The 18,375-nt window shown below is 68.4% G+C and carries 18 protein-coding genes and 1 pseudogene; 8 read left to right on the forward strand and 11 right to left on the reverse strand.

Features of this window, described 5'->3' with window-relative positions:
- Position 1: 1 nt before the first annotated feature.
- The 6 genes and pseudogenes from EV137_RS42070 to EV137_RS27020 all read right to left on the reverse strand — a co-directional run.
- Positions 2-454 (reverse strand): annotated as a pseudogene (locus tag EV137_RS42070) (class I SAM-dependent methyltransferase); the annotation flags it as partial.
- A gap of 13 nt (positions 455-467) precedes the next feature.
- Positions 468-905 carry a VOC family protein gene (locus tag EV137_RS27000; RefSeq protein WP_134006557.1) on the reverse strand — a complete coding sequence of 146 codons (438 nt, stop codon included), beginning with the start codon at positions 903-905 and terminating at the stop codon, positions 468-470.
- Positions 906-1,040: 135 nt separating this feature from the next.
- Positions 1,041-1,802, reverse strand: coding sequence for a class I SAM-dependent methyltransferase (locus tag EV137_RS27005; protein ID WP_134131268.1), 762 nt, complete (start codon positions 1,800-1,802; stop codon positions 1,041-1,043).
- A gap of 68 nt (positions 1,803-1,870) precedes the next feature.
- Positions 1,871-2,164 carry a hypothetical protein gene (locus EV137_RS27010; protein ID WP_134131269.1) on the reverse strand — a complete coding sequence of 98 codons (294 nt, stop codon included), beginning with the start codon at positions 2,162-2,164 and terminating at the stop codon, positions 1,871-1,873.
- Positions 2,165-2,414: 250 nt separating this feature from the next.
- Complete coding sequence (locus EV137_RS27015; RefSeq protein ID WP_238175579.1) at positions 2,415-4,265, reverse strand: heparinase II/III domain-containing protein; 1,851 nt, start codon at positions 4,263-4,265, stop codon at positions 2,415-2,417.
- A gap of 349 nt (positions 4,266-4,614) precedes the next feature.
- Positions 4,615-5,139: a DinB family protein gene (locus tag EV137_RS27020; RefSeq protein ID WP_134131271.1), complete on the reverse strand. Its 525-nt coding sequence runs from the start codon at positions 5,137-5,139 to the stop codon at positions 4,615-4,617.
- Positions 5,140-5,339: 200 nt separating this feature from the next.
- Between EV137_RS27020 and EV137_RS27025 the strand changes: the two genes are divergently transcribed.
- The 4 genes from EV137_RS27025 to EV137_RS27040 all read left to right on the forward strand — a co-directional run bounded on the left by EV137_RS27025 (position 5,340) and on the right by EV137_RS27040 (position 9,143).
- The gene (locus EV137_RS27025; protein ID WP_134006548.1) at positions 5,340-6,164 is read left to right on the forward strand and encodes an alpha/beta fold hydrolase; all 825 of its coding nucleotides are present in this window, start codon (positions 5,340-5,342) and stop codon (positions 6,162-6,164) included.
- Between the two features lie 71 nt (positions 6,165-6,235).
- Positions 6,236-7,048: an alpha/beta fold hydrolase gene (locus EV137_RS27030; RefSeq protein WP_134131272.1), complete on the forward strand. Its 813-nt coding sequence runs from the start codon at positions 6,236-6,238 to the stop codon at positions 7,046-7,048.
- Between the two features lie 468 nt (positions 7,049-7,516).
- Positions 7,517-8,110, forward strand: a complete 594-nt coding sequence (locus EV137_RS27035) for a GNAT family N-acetyltransferase (RefSeq protein WP_238175580.1) — start codon at positions 7,517-7,519, stop codon at positions 8,108-8,110.
- A gap of 10 nt (positions 8,111-8,120) precedes the next feature.
- Positions 8,121-9,143, forward strand: a complete 1,023-nt coding sequence (locus EV137_RS27040; RefSeq protein ID WP_134006542.1) for an NADPH:quinone reductase — start codon at positions 8,121-8,123, stop codon at positions 9,141-9,143.
- On the opposite strand, the gene EV137_RS27045 is transcribed toward EV137_RS27040, so the two are convergent.
- Entirely contained in the window at positions 9,140-9,988 is an 849-nt protein-coding gene (locus EV137_RS27045) for an AAC(3) family N-acetyltransferase (RefSeq protein WP_134131273.1), read from the reverse strand. The genes EV137_RS27040 and EV137_RS27045 overlap by 4 nt on opposite strands.
- 100 nt (positions 9,989-10,088) lie before the next feature.
- On the opposite strand from EV137_RS27045, the gene EV137_RS27050 reads away from it, so the two are divergent.
- The gene (locus EV137_RS27050) at positions 10,089-10,985 is read left to right on the forward strand and encodes an SDR family oxidoreductase (protein ID WP_134131274.1); all 897 of its coding nucleotides are present in this window, start codon (positions 10,089-10,091) and stop codon (positions 10,983-10,985) included.
- Between the two features lie 13 nt (positions 10,986-10,998).
- Here EV137_RS27050 and EV137_RS27055 read toward each other — a convergent pair whose 3' ends face one another.
- From EV137_RS27055 to EV137_RS27065, 3 genes are all read right to left on the reverse strand, one after another.
- Positions 10,999-11,394 (reverse strand): nuclear transport factor 2 family protein, encoded by a 396-nt coding sequence (locus tag EV137_RS27055; protein ID WP_134131275.1) that lies wholly within the window; start codon positions 11,392-11,394, stop codon positions 10,999-11,001.
- Entirely contained in the window at positions 11,391-12,641 is a 1,251-nt protein-coding gene (locus EV137_RS27060; RefSeq protein ID WP_238175581.1) for an MFS transporter, read from the reverse strand. The genes EV137_RS27055 and EV137_RS27060 overlap by 4 nt, the downstream gene beginning before the upstream one ends.
- 91 nt (positions 12,642-12,732) lie before the next feature.
- On the reverse strand, positions 12,733-13,212 hold the full coding sequence (locus EV137_RS27065; protein WP_134131277.1) for an NUDIX domain-containing protein: 480 nt from the start codon (positions 13,210-13,212) through the stop codon (positions 12,733-12,735).
- A gap of 18 nt (positions 13,213-13,230) precedes the next feature.
- On the opposite strand from EV137_RS27065, the gene EV137_RS27070 reads away from it, so the two are divergent.
- Positions 13,231-13,977, forward strand: a complete 747-nt coding sequence (locus EV137_RS27070; RefSeq protein ID WP_134131278.1) for a hypothetical protein — start codon at positions 13,231-13,233, stop codon at positions 13,975-13,977.
- Here the strand turns inward: EV137_RS27070 and EV137_RS27075 are convergent, their stop codons facing one another.
- Positions 13,978-15,357, reverse strand: a complete 1,380-nt coding sequence (locus tag EV137_RS27075) for an FAD-binding oxidoreductase (protein WP_134131279.1) — start codon at positions 15,355-15,357, stop codon at positions 13,978-13,980.
- 184 nt (positions 15,358-15,541) lie between these two features.
- Between EV137_RS27075 and EV137_RS27080 the strand changes: the two genes are divergently transcribed.
- Positions 15,542-16,768 (forward strand): lactate racemase domain-containing protein, encoded by a 1,227-nt coding sequence (locus EV137_RS27080; RefSeq protein ID WP_238175582.1) that lies wholly within the window; start codon positions 15,542-15,544, stop codon positions 16,766-16,768.
- 148 nt (positions 16,769-16,916) lie between these two features.
- Positions 16,917-18,368: a flavin-containing monooxygenase gene (locus tag EV137_RS27085; RefSeq protein ID WP_134131281.1), complete on the forward strand. Its 1,452-nt coding sequence runs from the start codon at positions 16,917-16,919 to the stop codon at positions 18,366-18,368.
- Positions 18,369-18,375: the final 7 nt, after the last annotated feature.

Below are 18,375 nucleotides of genomic sequence, written 5' to 3' on the forward strand. Positions count from 1 at the left end.
ACGAGCAGAGGCGTCCGCCCGGCTTGAGCACGCGCGTGAACTCGGCCGTCGCCTTGGCCACGTCGGGGAAGAACATGTACCCGAAACGCACAGAGACGCTGTCGAACGTGGCGTCGTCGAACGGCAGATCGTCGGCGCTGCACACCTTCGTCTCGATGTTGGTGACGCCTTGCACCCTGGCTCGCCGTACGGCGATGTCCAGCATCTCCGGCGCGAGGTCGGTGAGTACGACGCGTCCCTTCGGCACCAGTCTCGCGATGGTGAGACCTGGCTCGCCCGTGCCCGAGGCGATGTCGAGGTGCCGCTGATCTTCAGCGAGGTCGAGTCGCTCGATCATCGCTGCGCCGACCGGGCCGAGCTGATCCATGATGACCGAGTCCCACTTCTCCCAGCCCGCGGAGAGTCCTGCCCACGTCGCTCGCTGACCGTCCCGGACGTCATCGGCACTCGGCATTACCCCTCCCCCGCTACACCGTGTGGGCGTGGCCCGGCTGGTTGGTGCGATCCTCCGCGTCGTCCCCTGTGCTGTACAGGCGAACGGTCAGCCCATCCGGGTCGTAGACGTCGACCACCCAGCCGCGGGTGCCGGCCTTGATTCCGGAGTGTCGTACGTCGAGCGCGTCGAAGTGCGCGATCCACGCCTCAGCCGCCGTACGATCGGCAATCGCGAAGCTCACCGGGTCGAATCCAGCGTTGCCGACCGCAGCCTGCGCGTTCTGCCGCAGGGCTACCGGAACGCCTGCACCGGGCAGACGTCCGCCGACGCCGCGTACGACACCATCGTCGTCGGGAAACTCCAGCTCGACGGTGTAGCCAAGCACCCGTTCGTACCACTCGCGGCTGCGGGCCAGATCGCTGACCGGCAGCTTGAGGTGATGGATACCGGTGAACCGCACGTCTGCCATCGCTACCCCCACTCGTTTGCCCCCGAACATCGAGAGCCCCTGTCGTCGTACCGACCATCGTCTCCTGGCTCCGACGAACCCACCTCGAGCGTAGCAACTGCAACTGCGGCTGGCGTGGGGCTGCTCGCGGGCCGGCTAGGGGATGCGGCGGGCGAGGTGGGCGGTGATCTGGGCGTCGATCTCCACGGTTTCGGTGAGGACCTGGAGGGTTCGACGGAAGACCTCGGCTCGGTCGGCGGGCGGGAGCATGACGTACGCCGAGACCGTCGAGAGCTGTCCGACGTAGTCGTCGGCGCTCATCATCAGGCGCCGTTCGATCACCGCCTGCCGTACGTCGGTGAACCACTCGGACTGCTCGAGTTCCGTGCCGGGCCATTGCATCGGGCGATCCGCCGGAGTGCCGTCGGGTGACGGTACGCCGTCGTCGTCGAGGTACGGCGTACGGGCTGCGCGCACGGCCTCCCTGAGGGCCAGGTCTGCGAGCTGGATCGGCACACCGAACGAGGCGAACACCCCACCCGGTCGGACGAGTTCGGCCATGCGCGCCCACCGGCCGTCCGGGTTGGTCCAATGGAGCGCAGCGGCCGAATACACCAGGTCGTACGACGAATCCAGCGGCAGGTCCTCGAATGCGGCCTGCACAGTTGAGACGTTTGCCGGCAGGTGTTTGCGCAACTCCGCGAGCATGGCCGCGTCGGGCTCTGTCGCCGTGACCGCGATCCCGCCCTGCGCGAACAGGCGTGTCGCCTTGCCTGTCCCGGCGCCGATCTCGAGGGCGGTCCCGATCGGCCCACCGGCGTACGCCGTCACCAACTCGAGAACTTCCACTGGATACCCAGGCCTGAACCGCTCGTAGGCCTCCGCCACCGTCCCAAAGCTCAACGCACGCTCAACCATCCCGGCATCCTGACACCTTCCCCGCCACACTGCTCGCCATTTTCGGTAGATCACCTGCGGTCAACCTGTCAGCGGATGCCCGTCCAGACGCGCAGTGCGTCGAGGTACTCGTCGCCCAGCATGCTCTCGTTCACCCATCGGCTCGTGCTCGCGCCGTGCACATTCTCCGCCCAGGCCAGTGCCTGTTCGGGGTCCTCGAAGCTCCGGACCGAAGGATCCTCCCCTCGATAGTTGCCATCGTCATCCATCGGATCCCACTCCTCGACGTCAGGGAACTCACCGAGGTCAGCGAACCGGCCGTCACCGATGTCGAACTTGTAACTCAGAAAGACCTTCACCGGCCGTACGCCGTATACCTCCACGTACCGCAGGGTGCGAGGACATTCGCTCCACGAACCCTCCTGATTCGCGGTTCGGTCCTCGAAACCGAGGAACTGTCCGACTCCGGCCCCCCGCCGAACCGCCGCCAGCGCTTCGCCCCGAGTCAAATACCTACGCATACCGCGAGTATCCCCGACCGCCGCAGCACGCGCAGCGATTCGCCAGCTTTTCGAGCGGCTCCGAGTGGGCTGAGCGAGGGCGCCTCCGGAGGATGGAGGCGCCCTTTCGAGTTCAGCCGGCTCGGTAGAGGGAGCCGCCGGCGGAGATGGCTATGGCGGTGGCTGTGCCGCCGACCTTGAGCGACACGATGAAGGTTGTGCCTGACCAGTACGTCTTGTAGGTCACGCTTCCCGAAGCGCGGACCGGGACGACGAACGACAGGATCGAGGCTGACTTGCCGGAGCGGGCCAGCATCAGGGTCGGGGCGGACTTGCGGACGAAGCTGCTCGGGTACTGCCAGCCCTGGATCGGGTTGGTCTGGGCCTGCTTGACCAGGATCGCCCCGGCGGGCAGAGCTTGTTTGAACGGGACCTGGAACAGGATCGTCTTCGTCGTGTCCCCTGGCGCCATCGCGACCGCGGTGGTCCGCGAGTACACGCTCGCCCGCTGGTCGGCCGGCAGGTGCCACAAGGTCTGGAACGCCTGCGCAGTCGTCGCCGAGGCAGTGTCCCAGGTGACGAGCAGATCCGGGTCCTTCAGCACCAGGACCCGCCGTACCCGGCTGATCCCCGAGCCCGGTGCGTCGGCGAACACGTACGACTCCGCGTTCGACTTCACCGACGACGCGGTCAGCCGGGTCACCGGATTCAGGTACGGCGACAGCGGCGTCGTCATCACACTGTGCGCGCTCGGACTGACGGCCCACGTGCGATAGGCGCCGGCGTTGTACGCCGCGTACCCGCCGTCGACGATGATGTCCCGGCCACGTGACGTGTACGTGATGCTGGTGTGGTCGAGATGCCCGTGGAACGCCCGCACCGGACCGTACCTGATGCTGTACGACGACTCGCCCGTGAAGCCCCTGACGGGATCAGTTCCCCACCCGGTGCGACCGAAGATATATCCGGCCGAGTAGGCCCCGACCCGCCACAGCGGCGCCGTGCCCGACGTACCCTTCGAACCGGCGTACTCCAACGGCGTGCCTGTCCACGGATACGTCGACTGCACCTCGGTGTCACCGAGCTGGTGGAGCTTGCCTAGCGAGTTCGTTGCCAGCGTCAAGAACTTTGCCAGCAACGCGCGCCGGGTGGCGATCGTCGTACCGGGGTTGACGCCGCAGTTCTGCATCACGGCGATCGCGCGGCCCCAGAGCGAGTAGTTGAAGGACGCGTACCCGGTCGACTGTTCGTTGGTGCCACCCTCGGCGTCGATCGAGGTCGTGATACCGGCCGCGAATCGTTGCTGTGCGAGGTTCTTGTAGTCGGTCCGGCCGAGAACGCAGCCGACTCCGAACAGCGCGATGCTCTCGTCGGTGCCGTGGTTCCAGGCACCACTCCAGTTGTACGTCAGGAATCGCGCGTGACTCAGCAGCGCCGCGTCCACCCACGCATACCGGGCCGGCACGGTGCTCACGTGCAGTCCGGTCAGGATCGCCTGACGCAGGCAGTTCAGCACGTTGGTCCGGTGCATGGTGGACTCCCACGCGCCGACGTTGCCCTTCCACGAGTACGGGTTGTCGCGGTACCAGTCGTACGCGATCGTGTTCACCCGCGTCATCGCGGTCAGATCACCCTTGCCTGCGGCAATGATTCCCTGCCCGAGCCAACGGAGCGAATGGAACCACATGTACCAACTGGCGTTCTTGTACGGATTCGACGCCCAGTTGATGTTGCCCGCACCGCTGCCGACCTTGTACGCCGCGTACGGTCCCCACTGGAACGTGTCGGCGTACAGGTTCGCCAACGGGTTCGTCTTCTCGATCCCGCTGAACCCCGGACACGCGTAGAACGGCGCCACGAGCGACTGGCTCTTGTTCGTGGCCGTACCGACGTCCGTCGCCGGCGCGGCTGTCGGCGGTACGACGTTGCTCGCGCCCGGCACGAATTGGGACTCGCTCGGATCCTCCGGCCCCGGGACGATCAAGATGCCCGGTTCCTCCGCCGATGTACGAGTTTCTCCTGCAGCCGTTCCAGCCCCCAGAACCAGAACAACGATTCCCACGGCAGTACCTGCCGTTCCCCTGAATCGCATGAAGTTGTACCTCTCCCCCACCGTCTCCGGACACCGGCGACGGTCTTCTGACCAGCCTGGCGCACCGGCGGTACGCCGTACCTCGGGCGGCCCGCGAGATCCGCGGGGGCGGTCAGCTCACCGAGGTGTAATTCCCCTTACCTGCCTTGATGCGCCAATACCCCGAAATGTTTCGTTTCCTGGGCACAAGAAAGCGCCAGGACCCCCTGGGGGGAGGAGTCCTGGCGCTCAGGTAATTGGTTCAGCCCATGGTTTTCTGGCCGTCGATCGCTTCCCGGATGATGTCGGCGTGACCGGCGTGCTGGGCGGTCTCGGCCCCGATGTGCAGGAAGACCCGGCGGACGGACCAGAACACACCCGGCGGCTGCCAGGGCGCGGCCGGGAGCTCGTAGGCGGTGTCCAGGTCGAGAGTGCGGACGAGCTCGTCGGTGGCGGCGGCGACCTTCTCGTACTCCGCGAGTACGCCGGCCAGCGTCTCCCCCTCGGTGAGACGGAACTCGTCCCGCCGCGCCGCGATCATCTCCGGGGTGAACTCGGTGATCGGCTCGGTGGCCCCCTTGCCCTGGGCGAACTCGGCCCAGTGCCGCTCGACCGCCGACACGTGCTTGATCAGGCCGCCGACCGTCAGTTCGCTGACGGTGGGGCTGGCGCTCGCCTGCTCGTCGGTCAGGCCCTGGGCTGTGTACCGCAGGAAGAACCGGTGCTTTCCCAGGAGGTCCAGGATGTCAGCCCGCTCACCGGTCAAGCTCTGCTCGTTTGTCGTCATGCCAGGAACTCTAGAAGCTGTAGCGGTCAGATACTGACCTCTATCGACAGTTGTACCGGAGGGCCGTGGTCAGCGCGTGGTTCGTGCGTAGTTCTGCAGTAGTTGGCTGAGATACGGCTTCTCACGGCAGACGCGGGCGGCTAGCGTGACGCGGGGGGCGGCGCCAAGGCCGGACCCCGTTGCGGACCTAGGGGGTTCACGTGGGAACGATCACGACCAACGACGGTACGGAGATCTTCTACAAGGACTGGGGGACGGGCCAGCCGATCGTCTTCAGCCACGGATGGCCGCTGTCGGCCGACGACTGGGACAACCAGCTGCTGTACTTCTTGTCGAAGGGGTACCGCGTCGTCGCGCACGACCGCCGTGGACACGGCCGGTCGACGCAGACCGGTGACGGACACGACATGGACCACTACGCAGACGACCTGAAGGCAGTCGTCGACCACCTCGACCTGCGCGACTGCATCCATGTCGGCCACTCGACCGGCGGTGGCGAGGTGGTGCACTACCTGGCCCGGCACGGTGAGGACCGGGCCGCCAAGGCCGCGCTGCTCTGCGCGGTCCCGCCGCTCATGGTGAAGACCGACGCGAATCCCGAGGGCTTGCCCAAGGAGGTCTTCGACGACCTGCAGAACCAGCTCGCCGCGAACCGTTCGGCTTTCTACCGGGCGCTCCCGGAGGGACCGTTCTACGGTTTCAACCGGCCCGGCGTGGAGCCGGTCGAGGCGATGATCGCGAACTGGTGGCGGCAGGGCATGATGGGCGGCGCGAAGGCGCACTACGACGGCATCGTCGCCTTCTCCCAGACCGACTTCACCGAGGACCTGCGGTCGATCACGATCCCGGTCCTGGTCGTGCACAGCGAGGACGACCAGATCGTCCCGTACGCCGACTCCGGCCCGAAGGCGGCCGCGCTGCTCAAGAACGGGGTCCTGAAGACCTACAAGGACCTTCCGCACGGCCTGCCCACGACGCACGCCGACGTGGTCAACGCCGACCTCCTCGAGTTCTTCCAGTCGTAGCCCACATCCCTGGCTTCGTCACGCATCAGCGCGCCCTCCCGGCGACAGCCGCCTGACGAAAGGCACCACCGATGCAGCACTACAGAACACGTTTTCTGGCGGTACTGGGGGCCGTCCTCGCCGTCCTGCTCGCGGCCGTGACACCCGCTGCCGCGTCGTACTCGAGCGGCCCGAGGCCCACCGTCGTGCTGGTTCACGGCGCGTGGGCCGACGGATCCGGCTGGGCGAAGGTCACCAACCGGCTGCTCGACGACGGGTATCAGGTCCGCGTACCACCGAACCCGTTGCGCAGCCTCCCCACCGACGCCGCGACCATCCGCAACTTCCTCTCCACCCTGTCCGGGCCGATCGTCCTGGTTGGGCATTCGTACGGCGGCGCGGTGATCACCAACGCCGCCACCGGCAACCCGAACGTCAAGGCGCTCGTGTACGTCGACGCGTTCGCACCTGCGGAAGGCGAAGCCGTCCTCCAGTTGGCGGGTGCGGGCTCCGCTCTCGCCGTCCCGCCGGAAACCGTTTTCGACTTCGTTCCGTATCCCGGAGCGCCGACCGATGACGTCGATCTCTACCTGAAGCACGACACCTTCGTGACGTCGTTCGCGTCCGGCATGCCACGCTCGCAGGCCGAGCGGCTCTACCCGGCGCAGCGCCCGCTCGCCCTGGGCGCGGGCCTCAACCCGTCCGGACCACCTGCCTGGGCGACGATCCCGTCCTGGTACGTACTCGGCACGAAGGACCTGATCATCACCCCGACCGCCCAGGAGTTCATGGCCACCCGGGCCCACTCCACGATCACCCGCATCCCGACCGGCCACCTCGGCCTGATCACCGCTCCCGATCCGATCACGTCGGTGATCGAGAAGGCGATCCGCGCTACCAGATGAGCTGCGTGACGGCTTGCGTACGACGGTACGCAAGCCGTCATGACCTGCTGCGAGGTGTTGTGCGGGCGCAGGTGCTAGGTCGGTTACGTCCAGGCGGGCCGGGAAACACGCGGCCTGGTCGGCGAGGTCCGGCACGCGAACGTGGCGGGCGGCGTACCGTCCGGCTGGACCACGCTCGAACGGACTCTGGGCGGTGACCCACGGGGCAGCAGTGCGAACGCGCTGACCTCGGAGTTCCTCGGCGACTACGTGTACGCCGCCGCGACCAACGACCGCGCCGTCGCGGTTGGAACGACGCCGGCAACGCGGGCGTCTGCCCGGCGATCAACAGCTACCGGGCGTCGCTCTACACCGCGGCTCCCGGCGCACCGGCGAACGTCCTGGCCGCCTGCCCGGCGACCTTCGGCAACACCGACATCCTCGGAGGCAGTTACGCGGACCCGACCCCGTGACCCGAGGTGACCCGAGGTGACCCGAGGTGAGGGCGTCGTCCGCGTGGCGGCGCCCTCGCCGGTAAAACGTTTGCGCCCCCGCGGGCGCTCCAGCCAGGCTGACCTCGTGGTGGACCTGGCGATTCGGCCGTTGCGCGACGGCGACCCTGAAATCATCTCCGCAGCGATGGCTGCGCTCGGCTGGAACAAGCCGGTGTCGCAGTACGAGAACTACCTTGCCGAGCAACGGGCCGGCGTGCGGAGCGTGCTCGTGGCGACGGTCGACGGCGAGTACGCCGGGTACGTCACGGTGCGCTGGGAGTCGCCGTACGAGCCGTTCGAGGGCATCCCGGAGATCCAGGACTTCAATGTGCTGCCGAAGCTCCGTCGGCGCGGGATCGGCGGCGCGTTGATGGACGCCGCCGAGGCGCTGGTCGCGGAACGGTCCCCGGTCGTGGGGATCGGAGTCGGGCTGTACCCGGACTACGGTCAGGCGCAGCGGATGTACGTCCGCCGCGGCTACCTCCCGGACGGGCGCGGCCTGATCTATGACGGTCGCCAGGTGCCGCCGATGGAGACGATCCGCAACGACGACTCCGCGACGCTGATGTTCACCAAGCAACTGAGGTAGCGTCGATCGCGTGCGTGCCATCCAGTACTCCGTGACCGGTGAGCCCGATGTCCTGACCCTCGTGGACAGGCCGATGACCGAGGTAGGTCCCGGAGAGGTGCGGGTGCGGATCCACCGGTCTGGCGTCAATCCGACCGACTGGAAGTCGCGCCGCGGCAGTGAGGCCGGTACGCCGGTACACCCGGCGCAGGTGCCGAACCAGGACGGATCCGGTGTCGTGGACGCCGTCGGCCAGGGCGTCGACGCGGCCCTCACCGGCCGCCGGGTCTGGCTCTGGGAAGCCGCCTACCAGCGGCCTGCGGGAGGTACGGCGCAGGAGTACGCCGTGGTCCCGGTGCGTCATGCGGTGCCGCTGCCCGACGACGCGTCGTACGACCTCGGCGCCGCGCTCGGCGTACCGTTCCTGACCGCTCATCGATGCCTGACAGTGACCGAGGACGGCCCTGATCGCCTCGGTCCAGGCAAGCTCGCCGGCCGCACCGTGCTGGTGGCCGGCGGCGCCGGAGCGGTCGGCAACGCGGCGATCCAGTTGGCCCGGTGGTCCGACGCGACCGTGATCACCACCGTGAGCAGTCCGGAGAAGGCCAACCTGGCGGCCCTGGCCGGCGCCGATCACGTCATCGACTACAAGCAGCAGGACGTGGTCGGGGAGGTACGCGCGATCGCACCGCACGGCGTGCACACGATCGTCGAGGTGTCGCCGGCGGCGAACGCGGCCATCGACGCCGCCGTGATCGCGCCGCACGGCTCGGTGGCGGTCTACGCGACCGACGGGGGCGCGACGATGGAGCTTCCGGTGCGCGCCTCGATGGTGCCCAACGCCCGCTGGCAGTTCGTCCTGCTCTACACGGCTCCGGAGTCCTGGCGCCCGCGCGGGCTGGCCGATGTCTCGGCCGCGGTCGAGGCCGGCGCCGTCCGCATCGGTCCCGACGCCGGTCTCCCGCTCCACCACTACCCACTCGACCAGGCCGCGGACGCTCACGCCGCCGTTGAGGACGCCGTGGTCGGCAAGGTTCTGATCGACGTGATCTAGGCCTTGCCTGCGAGGGAAGCCAACCGCTGCTGCAGGGCTGCGGCGCATCGGCAGGTGGGGTCGTCGGTGCAGAGGAGGGCGGCCGGGTCGCCTTCGACGAGCTGACTGGTCGCTGCTAGCACCGCCTGCTTGGGGATCCTGCGGATGCGGGCGTTTCCGATCTGGATTTGCTTGGTCGCAGAGCGCAGTACCGGTTCGATCAGGTCGAACTGGTGGCTTTCGCCGGGAATGTTGGGGAGCTCGACCCACAGGCCGTCGGCGGACTTCGCGTAGCGGTAGAAGCGCGAGCGGCCGAGGTACTGCTCGGCGAGGTGGATCGTGGTGTTCGAGGTGTGGGTGACGCCGAGCAGCAGGACGTCGCCGTCGAGGGCCTCGAGCGGGCCGAGCGGCCAGTCGGGGCGCTGGGCCTCCAGGAGGCGTTCGGCCGCGGGACCGGCGGCCTGGTAGGAAAACAGCGGATGCTCGGTGCGGAACGGCGAGCAGGTCAGGCGGAAAGTTTCCGGAATCGTTCCGAGCCAGCGATCGATCGGCAGCTCGGGGCGGAAACTGGTTGCCTCCGACACCCGTTTGTCGAAGTCCGGCCAGCTTTCCGCGTTCCAGTAGGCGTTGTGCGGCCGGACCAGTCCGGGCGGTGCCGGGATCCCGGTGAGGTCCCAGGTGCCGGCGGGCATCAGCACGGTCCCGCAGACCTCGGTCAACGCCGAGCACACCGCCTCCGCGCCGCCGTCGACGTACCCGAAGGAACTGAGCGACGAGTGCACGATCACCTCGGACGTCCGGTCCAGCCCGAGTTTCCGCAGGCCGTCGACGAGGTCCGCTCCGGTCACGACATCCGTTCCGCGCATCCGGGCAATATGCCATCCGCAGCCTGAGCCCGCCTCGCATTTCGCCGCTTCTTGCGCGAAACGGCGGCAAGGAGGACCGTCGGAGACGGGGGTGGCTCCGATGATTCTGGTCGTTGGTGGAACCGGGGAGTTGGGTGGGCGGGTTGTCCGGCTGCTGCTGGAGCGAGGGCTCGGGGTACGGTGCCTGGTCCGGCCGGCGAGTGACGCAGCCGGGCTCGAGAAGGCTGGTGCGGAGGTCGCGCGGGGCGATCTGACGGACGCCGCGAGTCTCCGCGCGGCGTGTCAGGACGTGGACACGGTTGTCTCGACCGCGACAGCGATCACGCGGCTGCTCGGCGGCGCACGTGGTCCCTCGATCCACGAGATCGACGAACTCGGGACGGCCGCGCTCGTCGACGCCGCCGAGGAGGCCGGCGTACGGCGGTTCGTCTACGTCTCGTACGCCGGGATCAGCTCGACGGTCGGGACACCGCTGGAGCACGCCAAGCGGGCGATCGAGGACAGGCTGCGGCGATCGGCGATGCGCAGTGTGATCGTCCGGCCGGACGCGTTCCAGGAGGTTCACCTTGCCCCGTTGGGCCGCTTCGATGTTGCCAACGGCAAAGTTGCGCTGATCGGGTCCGGCGACGCAAAGGTGCGCTGGGTGAGCACGGACGACGCCGCGGCCCTGATCGCCGCGGTCGCGGTGGAGCCCGATCCGCCCGCCGTGATCGAGTTCGGCGGCCCGGAGGCGCTCAGCCGGAAGGAGGCGGTCGCCGTCGCCGAGGACCTCACCCATCGCCGGATGAAAGTACAGCGGATGCCGGCACCGGTCGCCCGCCTCGCGGTCCGACTGCTGAGCCGGCGCAACGACGCGCTCGCATCGGTCTTCGGCGGCGGCCTCCTCCAGTCCGGGCCGGACGCCACCTGGACCGACGAACCGCTCCGCAGCCGCGGCATCACGCCCCGCTCCGCCACCGACTACCTCCGCGACCAGGTGAACCACCTGCCCCGATAGGCGATGGCAGGACCTAATCCATCCGGTCGGCGTGGCGGTGGAAGACCTTCCAGCTGCCGTTTTCGCGTCGGTAGAGCTGCGTGACACGCAACGTGTAGGAGGTCGATTCGGCCTGCCAGGTCGTGGACGTGTGCTCGTAGCCGATCGTGTAGGCCAGGTCGTGGTCGACGTCGGCCGAGACCAGCTCGAACTTGTACGACGTGCAGTCGGAGAAGTTCTCCTCGAGCCGTCGGAAGACGATCTCCGCGTCGGCGGCCGTCGTAGCGGTCAGCCAGGCTCCGAAGACGGTGACCGGATCACGCGTCGACCAGATGGCTCGTCGCGGATCGGCATCACCGTTGTGGATTGCCAGCTCGGCATCCCGGAGCTCGGTCTCGACCCACCGTAGGAAGTCTGTTCGTTCGCTCATGATTCCCTCCCTTCCTCCGAGGGAACCTCGCTGAGCGCCGCTCCGCCAGGGTTCGTGTTCCCGCCGGCCCGGGAAATCGCCGCGTAGACCGGGAGCCAGGAGATTGCGATCAGCCCGCCGGCGATCAGGAGGGTCGTCCGGGCGCCGAACGCCGTACCGAGGACGCCGCCGAGCAGTGCGCCCACCGGGAACAAGCCCATCAGCAGGAAGCGCATCGTCGCGTTGACGCGGCCGAGCAGTTCCTGCGGTACGACGCGCTGCCGAAGCGTCACGCTGGTGATCGCGTAGATGAGCTGACCGAACTCGCCGGCCGCGAGCCCGATCACCGCCAGGACCGTCAACCCGCCGGGCTGGGCGAACGGAGTCAGCAGGCCCAGTACGCCGGCGAAGACGAGCGACACCCAGATGATCCGCTCCGGACCGAACCACCGCGCCAGCCGTGGCGTCGCCGCGGCCCCGAGCATCGCCGCCACCGACCCGATCGCCAGTACGATCCCGACCCACGTGGGGGTCAACCGCAACGTGCGGACCAGGAAGACCAGGTTCACCGCCGACGCGATCGCGAAAGCGAAGTTGTTCACCGCGCTCGTGACCGCGATCGCCCGGATCGTACGGTGCCGCGCGACGTACGCCAGCCCCTCCCGGATCTCAGGCCACAGCCCGCGCGACTCACGCCGTACGACGTGCTCCTCCGAGCGGATCGCCAGCAGCGACACCGCCGACACGACGAACGAGACGGCTTGGATCAGTACGACGTTCGCCGCGCCGATCGCGGACACCAGCCACCCGCCGGCGCCCGGACCCGCGACCTGGCCCGAGGCACGGATCGTCTCCAGCGCAGCGTTCCCGGCCAGCAGCCGGTCCTTGCCGACCACCGCGGGCAGATAACTCTGGTAGCCCACATCGAAGAACACCCGTGCGAACCCGGCCAGCAGCGACACCACCATCAGCTGGAGCAGCGACAGTACGCCGAACGCCGCGGCGACCGGGATCGAGACGAGCAGCCCGGCGCGGACCAGATCGCTCGCCACCAGGATCGGGCGCCGACGGCAACGATCCACCCAGGCCCCGGCCGGCAACCCGATCAGCGCGAAGCCGATCGTGCTCGACGCCGACACCATCCCGAGCTCGAACGGCGTGGCGCCCAGACCCAGCACCGCCAGCAGCGGAATCGCCACGCCACTGACCTGCGCCCCGAACTGACTGGTCGTCTGTCCGACCAGCAACCACCGAAAATCCCTCGTCACGACAACCTCCACAGAACCGGATGGGAATCCCACCCGCCTGCAGAAATTCGTCGCTAGGGGTGGGGCACATTACCGGCCCCGCAGCACGAGGTCAATGAGCCTGGAACAAGCCGGTCTCCCGGAACGCGCCGTACAGTCGCAGGACGACCTCGGTCGGCGGATGCATCGGTCCAGGCGGAGCCGCGAAGAATCCGGCCTCGACGACCTCGTCCTCGCCAGGTCGCAGCGTGCCGGTCCAGCTGCGCGCCTCGAAGCAGAGCGCGAAGCACTGGACGACATCGCCGTTCGGATAGGTCAGCGTGTGTACGTCGGCACGCGACAGGCTCGCGAACGGGACCAGCTCCTCCTCCGCAACAGTCAGCCCGGTCTCCTCGGAGAACTCGCGGGCCGCCGTACGTCGGAAGCTGTCGCCTGGTTCTGCTCCGCCTGCTGGGAGCTCCCACAGACCGGAGTCGCGACTCCTCTGGAACAGGATGCGATCGTCCGCATCGATCGCGAGGACCTGCGCCCCAGGCAGCAACAGCAGGCGGGAGCCGACGTCGCGGCGGAGCTGGGCGAGGTAGGAGTCCACGGGTGAGAGGGTAGAGCCGTGGACTGGGTGAGGCGGCGGGCGGGATCGCTGCTGGGGTTGGGTTTGGTCGGCGGGCTGGTGTGGACGACGGTCGTCACATTGTCGATGCCCGGCTGGTACGCCCCGGGTGAGGACTGCGCACGCAAGGTCGGCGCGGTGGACGCGGTCGCGCGCACCAGCTGGTTCCCGCCGTCGGCGAGCTGCGTGTCCGGCGACGAGGTCCGCCAGTACATGTCGACCACCCGCTCCGTGGTCCTGTCCGTCGTCGGCGTACTGCTGCTGCTCCTGATCGCGACCGGCCTGATTCTCACCGTACGACGACTCACCGGCGAGCCCGGCCCGATCAGGACCGGCGACAACGTCAAGCGCCGTAGGCGGTCGCACCTGACGTTCGGAGCACTGGACGTGGGTGTCGCGTTCGCGTTCGTCACGTTCCTGAACGCGGTCGCGATCGTGTTCGGCGGACTCCCCGGCGCGATCCTGTTCATCCTCACCGCACTCGTCGGCCTGAGCGCGTTCGGCACGATGCTCGACCGGCACATGGGTCCGCTCCCGAGCAGTGCGCTCGAGTCCCGCCGCCGCGGCACGGTCGCCGGTCTCGTGACGTTCGGCATCGTCTTCGCCGCAACCGCCGTCTCAGGCCAACTTCCCTTCTTCCGCTTCTGGGCAGTCCCCCTCAGCGCCATCGCGTACGCCGCGATCGCCGCAGCCCAATGGTCGCGCGCCACACGCCCCGCCGAGGTCGCGCAGCGCGAGGACGTGTGATCAACAAGGCCAGCCGGGCTCGATGTTCTGGTTCAGGTGGAAGACGTTCTCGGGGTCGTACTGGCACTTGACCCGTGACAGCCGCCGGTAGTTCTCCTCACCGAAGCCCGCGATCACCCGGTTCTGTCCCTCGTTGCCGATGAAGTTCAGGTACACGTACCCGGTCGCCCACTCGTCCAGGTCCGAACACACGTCCCGCGCCCACCTGATGCCGCGTGCATCGTCGGCCGGATCGGACCACATCCCGAACGGGTGCACGACCCACGCCGCCTGGCGATGCGGCTGCGGCCACTTCTCCGCACCCCGCTGTACGGCGCCACCCCACGGCACGATCGCCTGTTGCGACGGTGACGGCGAGATCATGTCCGCCGCGCGGCCGGCGAACGCCTCGACCGCGGGATCGGGCAACGACGCCAGATGTTCCGCGGACCAGTAGTTCCGGAACCCCGGCGGATCGTCGAGCGCCGATTGAATGTCGGCGTACGGCATCTCGGCGACCAACTCGGCCTCCGGTTCCAGCGCGAAGAGCGGTGCGAACACGTCACGCAACTCCGCTTCACTGCCGGCGTACACCGCCGCCGCACCCACGATCAACTGCCCCTGCAGGTGCGCGGGCACGAACTCCTCCGGCGGCCCGGTCAGGTAGATCACGCCACCACCGAGCTCTTCGGGCGCGCCCGACTCGATCAGGTCCCGGTACGCGCGCAGTACCGTGGGACCCGCCGACGCCGGCCACATCAGCAGCGCCAACGTTGTCGAGGGCAACTGCTGGAGATGGAACGTCAGCGACGTCGCGACCCCGAAGTTCCCGCCGCCGCCGTGCAGCGCCCAGAACAGCTCGGTGTTCTTCGTCTCGTCCGCGATCAGCAGCCGTCCGTCCGCGGTGACGAGCTCCACCGAGATCAGCGCATCACAGGCGAGCCCGTACTTGCGTTCCAGCCAGCCGGACCCGCCGCCGAGCGTCAGGCCCGCGACACCGGTCGTGGACGCCCGCCCACCGGTCGTCGCCAGCAGGTACTTCTGGCAGGCCCGATCGAGGTCGCCCCAGGTCGCGCCCCCGCCGACCCGCGCGATCCGGGCGAACGGATCGATCTGAACGCTGTTCATCCGCCGCAGGTCGACGACCAGGCCGCCGTCGGTGACCGCCGTCCCGGCCACCCCGTGACCGCCGCCCCGGACCGCGATCTCCAGCCCCTGATCGGCGCCGTACCGCACCGCCGCCTGGACGTCGCCCACCGATTCGCACTGGGCGATCATCGCGGGCCGCTTGTCGATCATCCCGTTGAAGACCGTGCGCGCCTCGTCGTACGCCGGGTCGGTGTCGCGCAGCAGCAGTCCGCCGAAACCCGGTGGCCGCAGCTGTTGGACGAGTTCGGACATGGTGGATCTCCCCCCTGCTCACTCCCCCAGGCGATCCACCGATAGTCCACCGCGACACCCGCCGGGTCAACGTCCGGCCGGTTACCGCGTCATCACACGATTCGGCTGTCCACCAAGGGCTTTCGCGCGATCACGCCCCGAGACGATCTGGGCTCACTCGCCGTACCTCGGTAGGGTGCGAGATGTGACTGATGCGGCGGTGATCGGTGGTGTGGGTCAGGTCCTGACCGAGGACGAGGTGACGGCGTTCGTCGGCGGTGTCCTGGCCGGCGCGGGTCTGGAGGGCCGCAGCGTCTGTGTGATCGTCCCGGACGCCACCCGCAGCTGCCCACTTCCCCTGCTCCTGAAGGCGGTCACCGAGGCCCTGAAGGACAGTCAGGTCACGATCCTGGTTGCCCTGGGCACTCATGCGGAGATGACGCCGGATCAGCTCCGCGAGCACCTGGGCGGCGACTACCCGAACGTGATCAACCACGAGTGGTGGAAGCCCGACACGTTCGCCGATCTCGGCACGATCGGTCCCGACCGGGTCGGTGAGATCTCCGACGAGATGCTCCGCGACGAGGTCCCGGTCCGGCTCAACCGCGCCGTCGTCGAGCACGACGTTGCCCTGGTCGTCGGGCCGGTCTTCCCGCACGAGGTGGTCGGCTTCTCCGGCGGCAACAAGTACTTCTTCCCAGGGGTCGCGGGGCAGGAGGTCATCGACTTCTCGCACTGGCTCGGCGCCCTGATCACCAGCGCGAACATCATCGGTACGCCGGGACTCACCCCGGTCCGCGCTCTCATCGACGAGGCCGCCGCACTCATCCCGGCCGAGAAGCTCGCCCTGTCGGTGGTCGCCCAGTCCGGGACGGGCGCGCTGCACGCGGTCGCGTTCGGCGACACGATCTCGTCCTGGCGCGCGGCTGCCGAGATCTCCGCGCAGACCCACGTCCGCTACCTGGAGCATCCCGTCCGGCGGGTCGTCTCGGTGATGCCACCGAAGTACGCCGACATCTGGACCGCGGCCAAGGGCTTCTACAAGGTCGAGCCGATCGTCGCGGACGGCGGCGAGGTGATCCTCTACGCGCCGCACGTCACCGAGCTGGCCGCGATGCACCCCGAGATCGCGGAGATCGGCTACCACTGCCGCGACTACTTCATCGGCCAGTGGGACAAGTTCCGCGACCTGCACTGGGGCGTCCTCGCGCACTCCACGCACCTGCGCGGCGCGGGCACCTGGGACCCGGTGAACGGCGAGCACCTCCGTGTCCGGGTCACGCTCGCCACCGGCATCCCCGAGGACGTCGTACGCCGGGCCAACCTCGCCTACCTCGACCCCGCGACGGTCGACCTGGCCGCGTACGAGTCCGACCCGGAGACCTTCGTCGTACCCAACGCCGGCGAGACCCTGTACCGGCTCAAGGTCTAGGCGGACGCCAGACACTCACCAACCGCTCCAATCACGCTCCGGCATCGCCGCTCCACGCTCGTCCGCTGCTCGCGGATCGGGTTGGTGAGTGGCACAGGTCCGCGGACATCTTCCGCCGCGGGGTGACTCGCCGGTAACCTGACCCGCTATGGCTGAGGTCGTGATCATCGGGTCCGGGTTCGCCGGGCTGTGCATGGGTATCAAGCTGCAGCAGGCCGGGTGTGAGGACTTCGTCATCCTCGAGAAGGCGGACGACCTCGGCGGCACCTGGCGGGACAACACCTATCCCGGCTGCGCCTGCGACATCCCGTCGTACCTGTACTCGTTCTCGTTCGAGCAGAACCCGCGCTGGACGCGGATGTTCGCGCCCTGGGACGAGATCCTCGCGTACCTGCGGCACTGCGCGGACAAGTACGGCATCGCGGACAAGATCCGGTACGGCGCCGAGGTCACCGAAGCCGTCTTCGACGAGGCGACCGGCCAGTGGACCGTCACGGTCAACGGCGACGAGACGATCGAGACCCAGTCGCTGGTGGCCGGCGTCGGCAGCCTGCACCGGCCCAAGCTCCCGGACTTCCCAGGCGTCGACTCGTTCGCCGGTACGACGTTCCACTCGGCCGTCTGGGATCACTCGGTGGACCTGCGCGGCCGCAACGTCGCGGTGATCGGGACCGGTGCGTCGGCGATCCAGTTCGTGCCGCAGATCGCTCCACAGGTCGCCCAGCTGGACGTGTACCAGCGGACGCCACCGTGGGTGACGCCGAAGCCGGACCGCGCGATCGGCGGCTGGGAACGCAGGCTGCACCAACGATTCCCGGCCGGCCAGCGGGCGATCCGCAACGCCATCTACTGGGGTCTCGAGGGTCGCGGCGCCGGCTTCGCGGGGAGTCCGAAGTTGATGAAAGGCCTTGAACTACAGGCGAAACGGCACCTGCACAAGCAGGTCACCGATCCCGAGCTGCGGGCGAAACTGACCCCGGACTACCAGATCGGCTGCAAGCGGATCCTGATCTCGAACGACTACTACCCCGCGCTCGCCCGGCCGAACGTCGACCTCGTCACCACCCCGATCACGCGGGTCACCCCGACCGGCGTGGTCACCGCCGACGGCACCGAACGGGCCTGCGACACGATCGTGCTCGGCACCGGGTTCGACGTCTCGGCGAACCTGACCCGGATGCCGATCCTCGGCAAGGACGGCGTCGACCTCGCCGACCACTGGAAGCGCAACGGCATCGGCGCGCACCTCGGCATCACGGTCGCCGGGTACCCGAACCTGTTCCTGCTGGTCGGCCCGAACACGCTCCTCGGCCACTCCTCGATGGTCTTCATGATCGAGGCCCAGGTCCGGTACGTCATGCAGGCCCTGCACCTGCTGCGACGGCGCAACGCGTCGTACGTCGAGGTCCGCGAGGAGGTCCAGGAGCGGTTCGTCGACACCGTCCAGGGCGAGCTCGGCTCCACGGTCTGGCAGTCCGGCTGCACGAGCTGGTACCTGGACGCGGCCGGGCGGAACTCCACGATCTGGCCGGAGTGGACGATGTCGTACTGGCGCCGCACCCGGCGGCTCGATCCGTCGGACTTCGCCGTAGTCCACTAAGGGAGAA

Source organism: Kribbella pratensis (assembly GCF_004366075.1).
In the GTDB taxonomy this organism is placed as follows: Bacteria; Actinomycetota; Actinomycetes; order Propionibacteriales; family Kribbellaceae; genus Kribbella; species Kribbella pratensis.

Coding starts and splice junctions, on each gene's coding strand:
- EV137_RS27050 (WP_134131274.1), top strand. CDS start 10,089: ATGATTCTGGTCGTTGGTGGAACCGGGGAGTTGGGTGGGCGGGTTGTC.
- EV137_RS27000 (WP_134006557.1), bottom strand. CDS start 905: ATGGCAGACGTGCGGTTCACCGGTATCCATCACCTCAAGCTGCCGGTC.
- EV137_RS27085 (WP_134131281.1), top strand. CDS start 16,917: ATGGCTGAGGTCGTGATCATCGGGTCCGGGTTCGCCGGGCTGTGCATG.
- EV137_RS27030 (WP_134131272.1), top strand. CDS start 6,236: ATGCAGCACTACAGAACACGTTTTCTGGCGGTACTGGGGGCCGTCCTC.
- EV137_RS27005 (WP_134131268.1), bottom strand. CDS start 1,802: ATGGTTGAGCGTGCGTTGAGCTTTGGGACGGTGGCGGAGGCCTACGAG.
- EV137_RS27020 (WP_134131271.1), bottom strand. CDS start 5,139: ATGACGACAAACGAGCAGAGCTTGACCGGTGAGCGGGCTGACATCCTG.
- EV137_RS27075 (WP_134131279.1), bottom strand. CDS start 15,357: ATGTCCGAACTCGTCCAACAGCTGCGGCCACCGGGTTTCGGCGGACTG.
- EV137_RS27045 (WP_134131273.1), bottom strand. CDS start 9,988: ATGCGCGGAACGGATGTCGTGACCGGAGCGGACCTCGTCGACGGCCTG.
- EV137_RS27055 (WP_134131275.1), bottom strand. CDS start 11,394: ATGAGCGAACGAACAGACTTCCTACGGTGGGTCGAGACCGAGCTCCGG.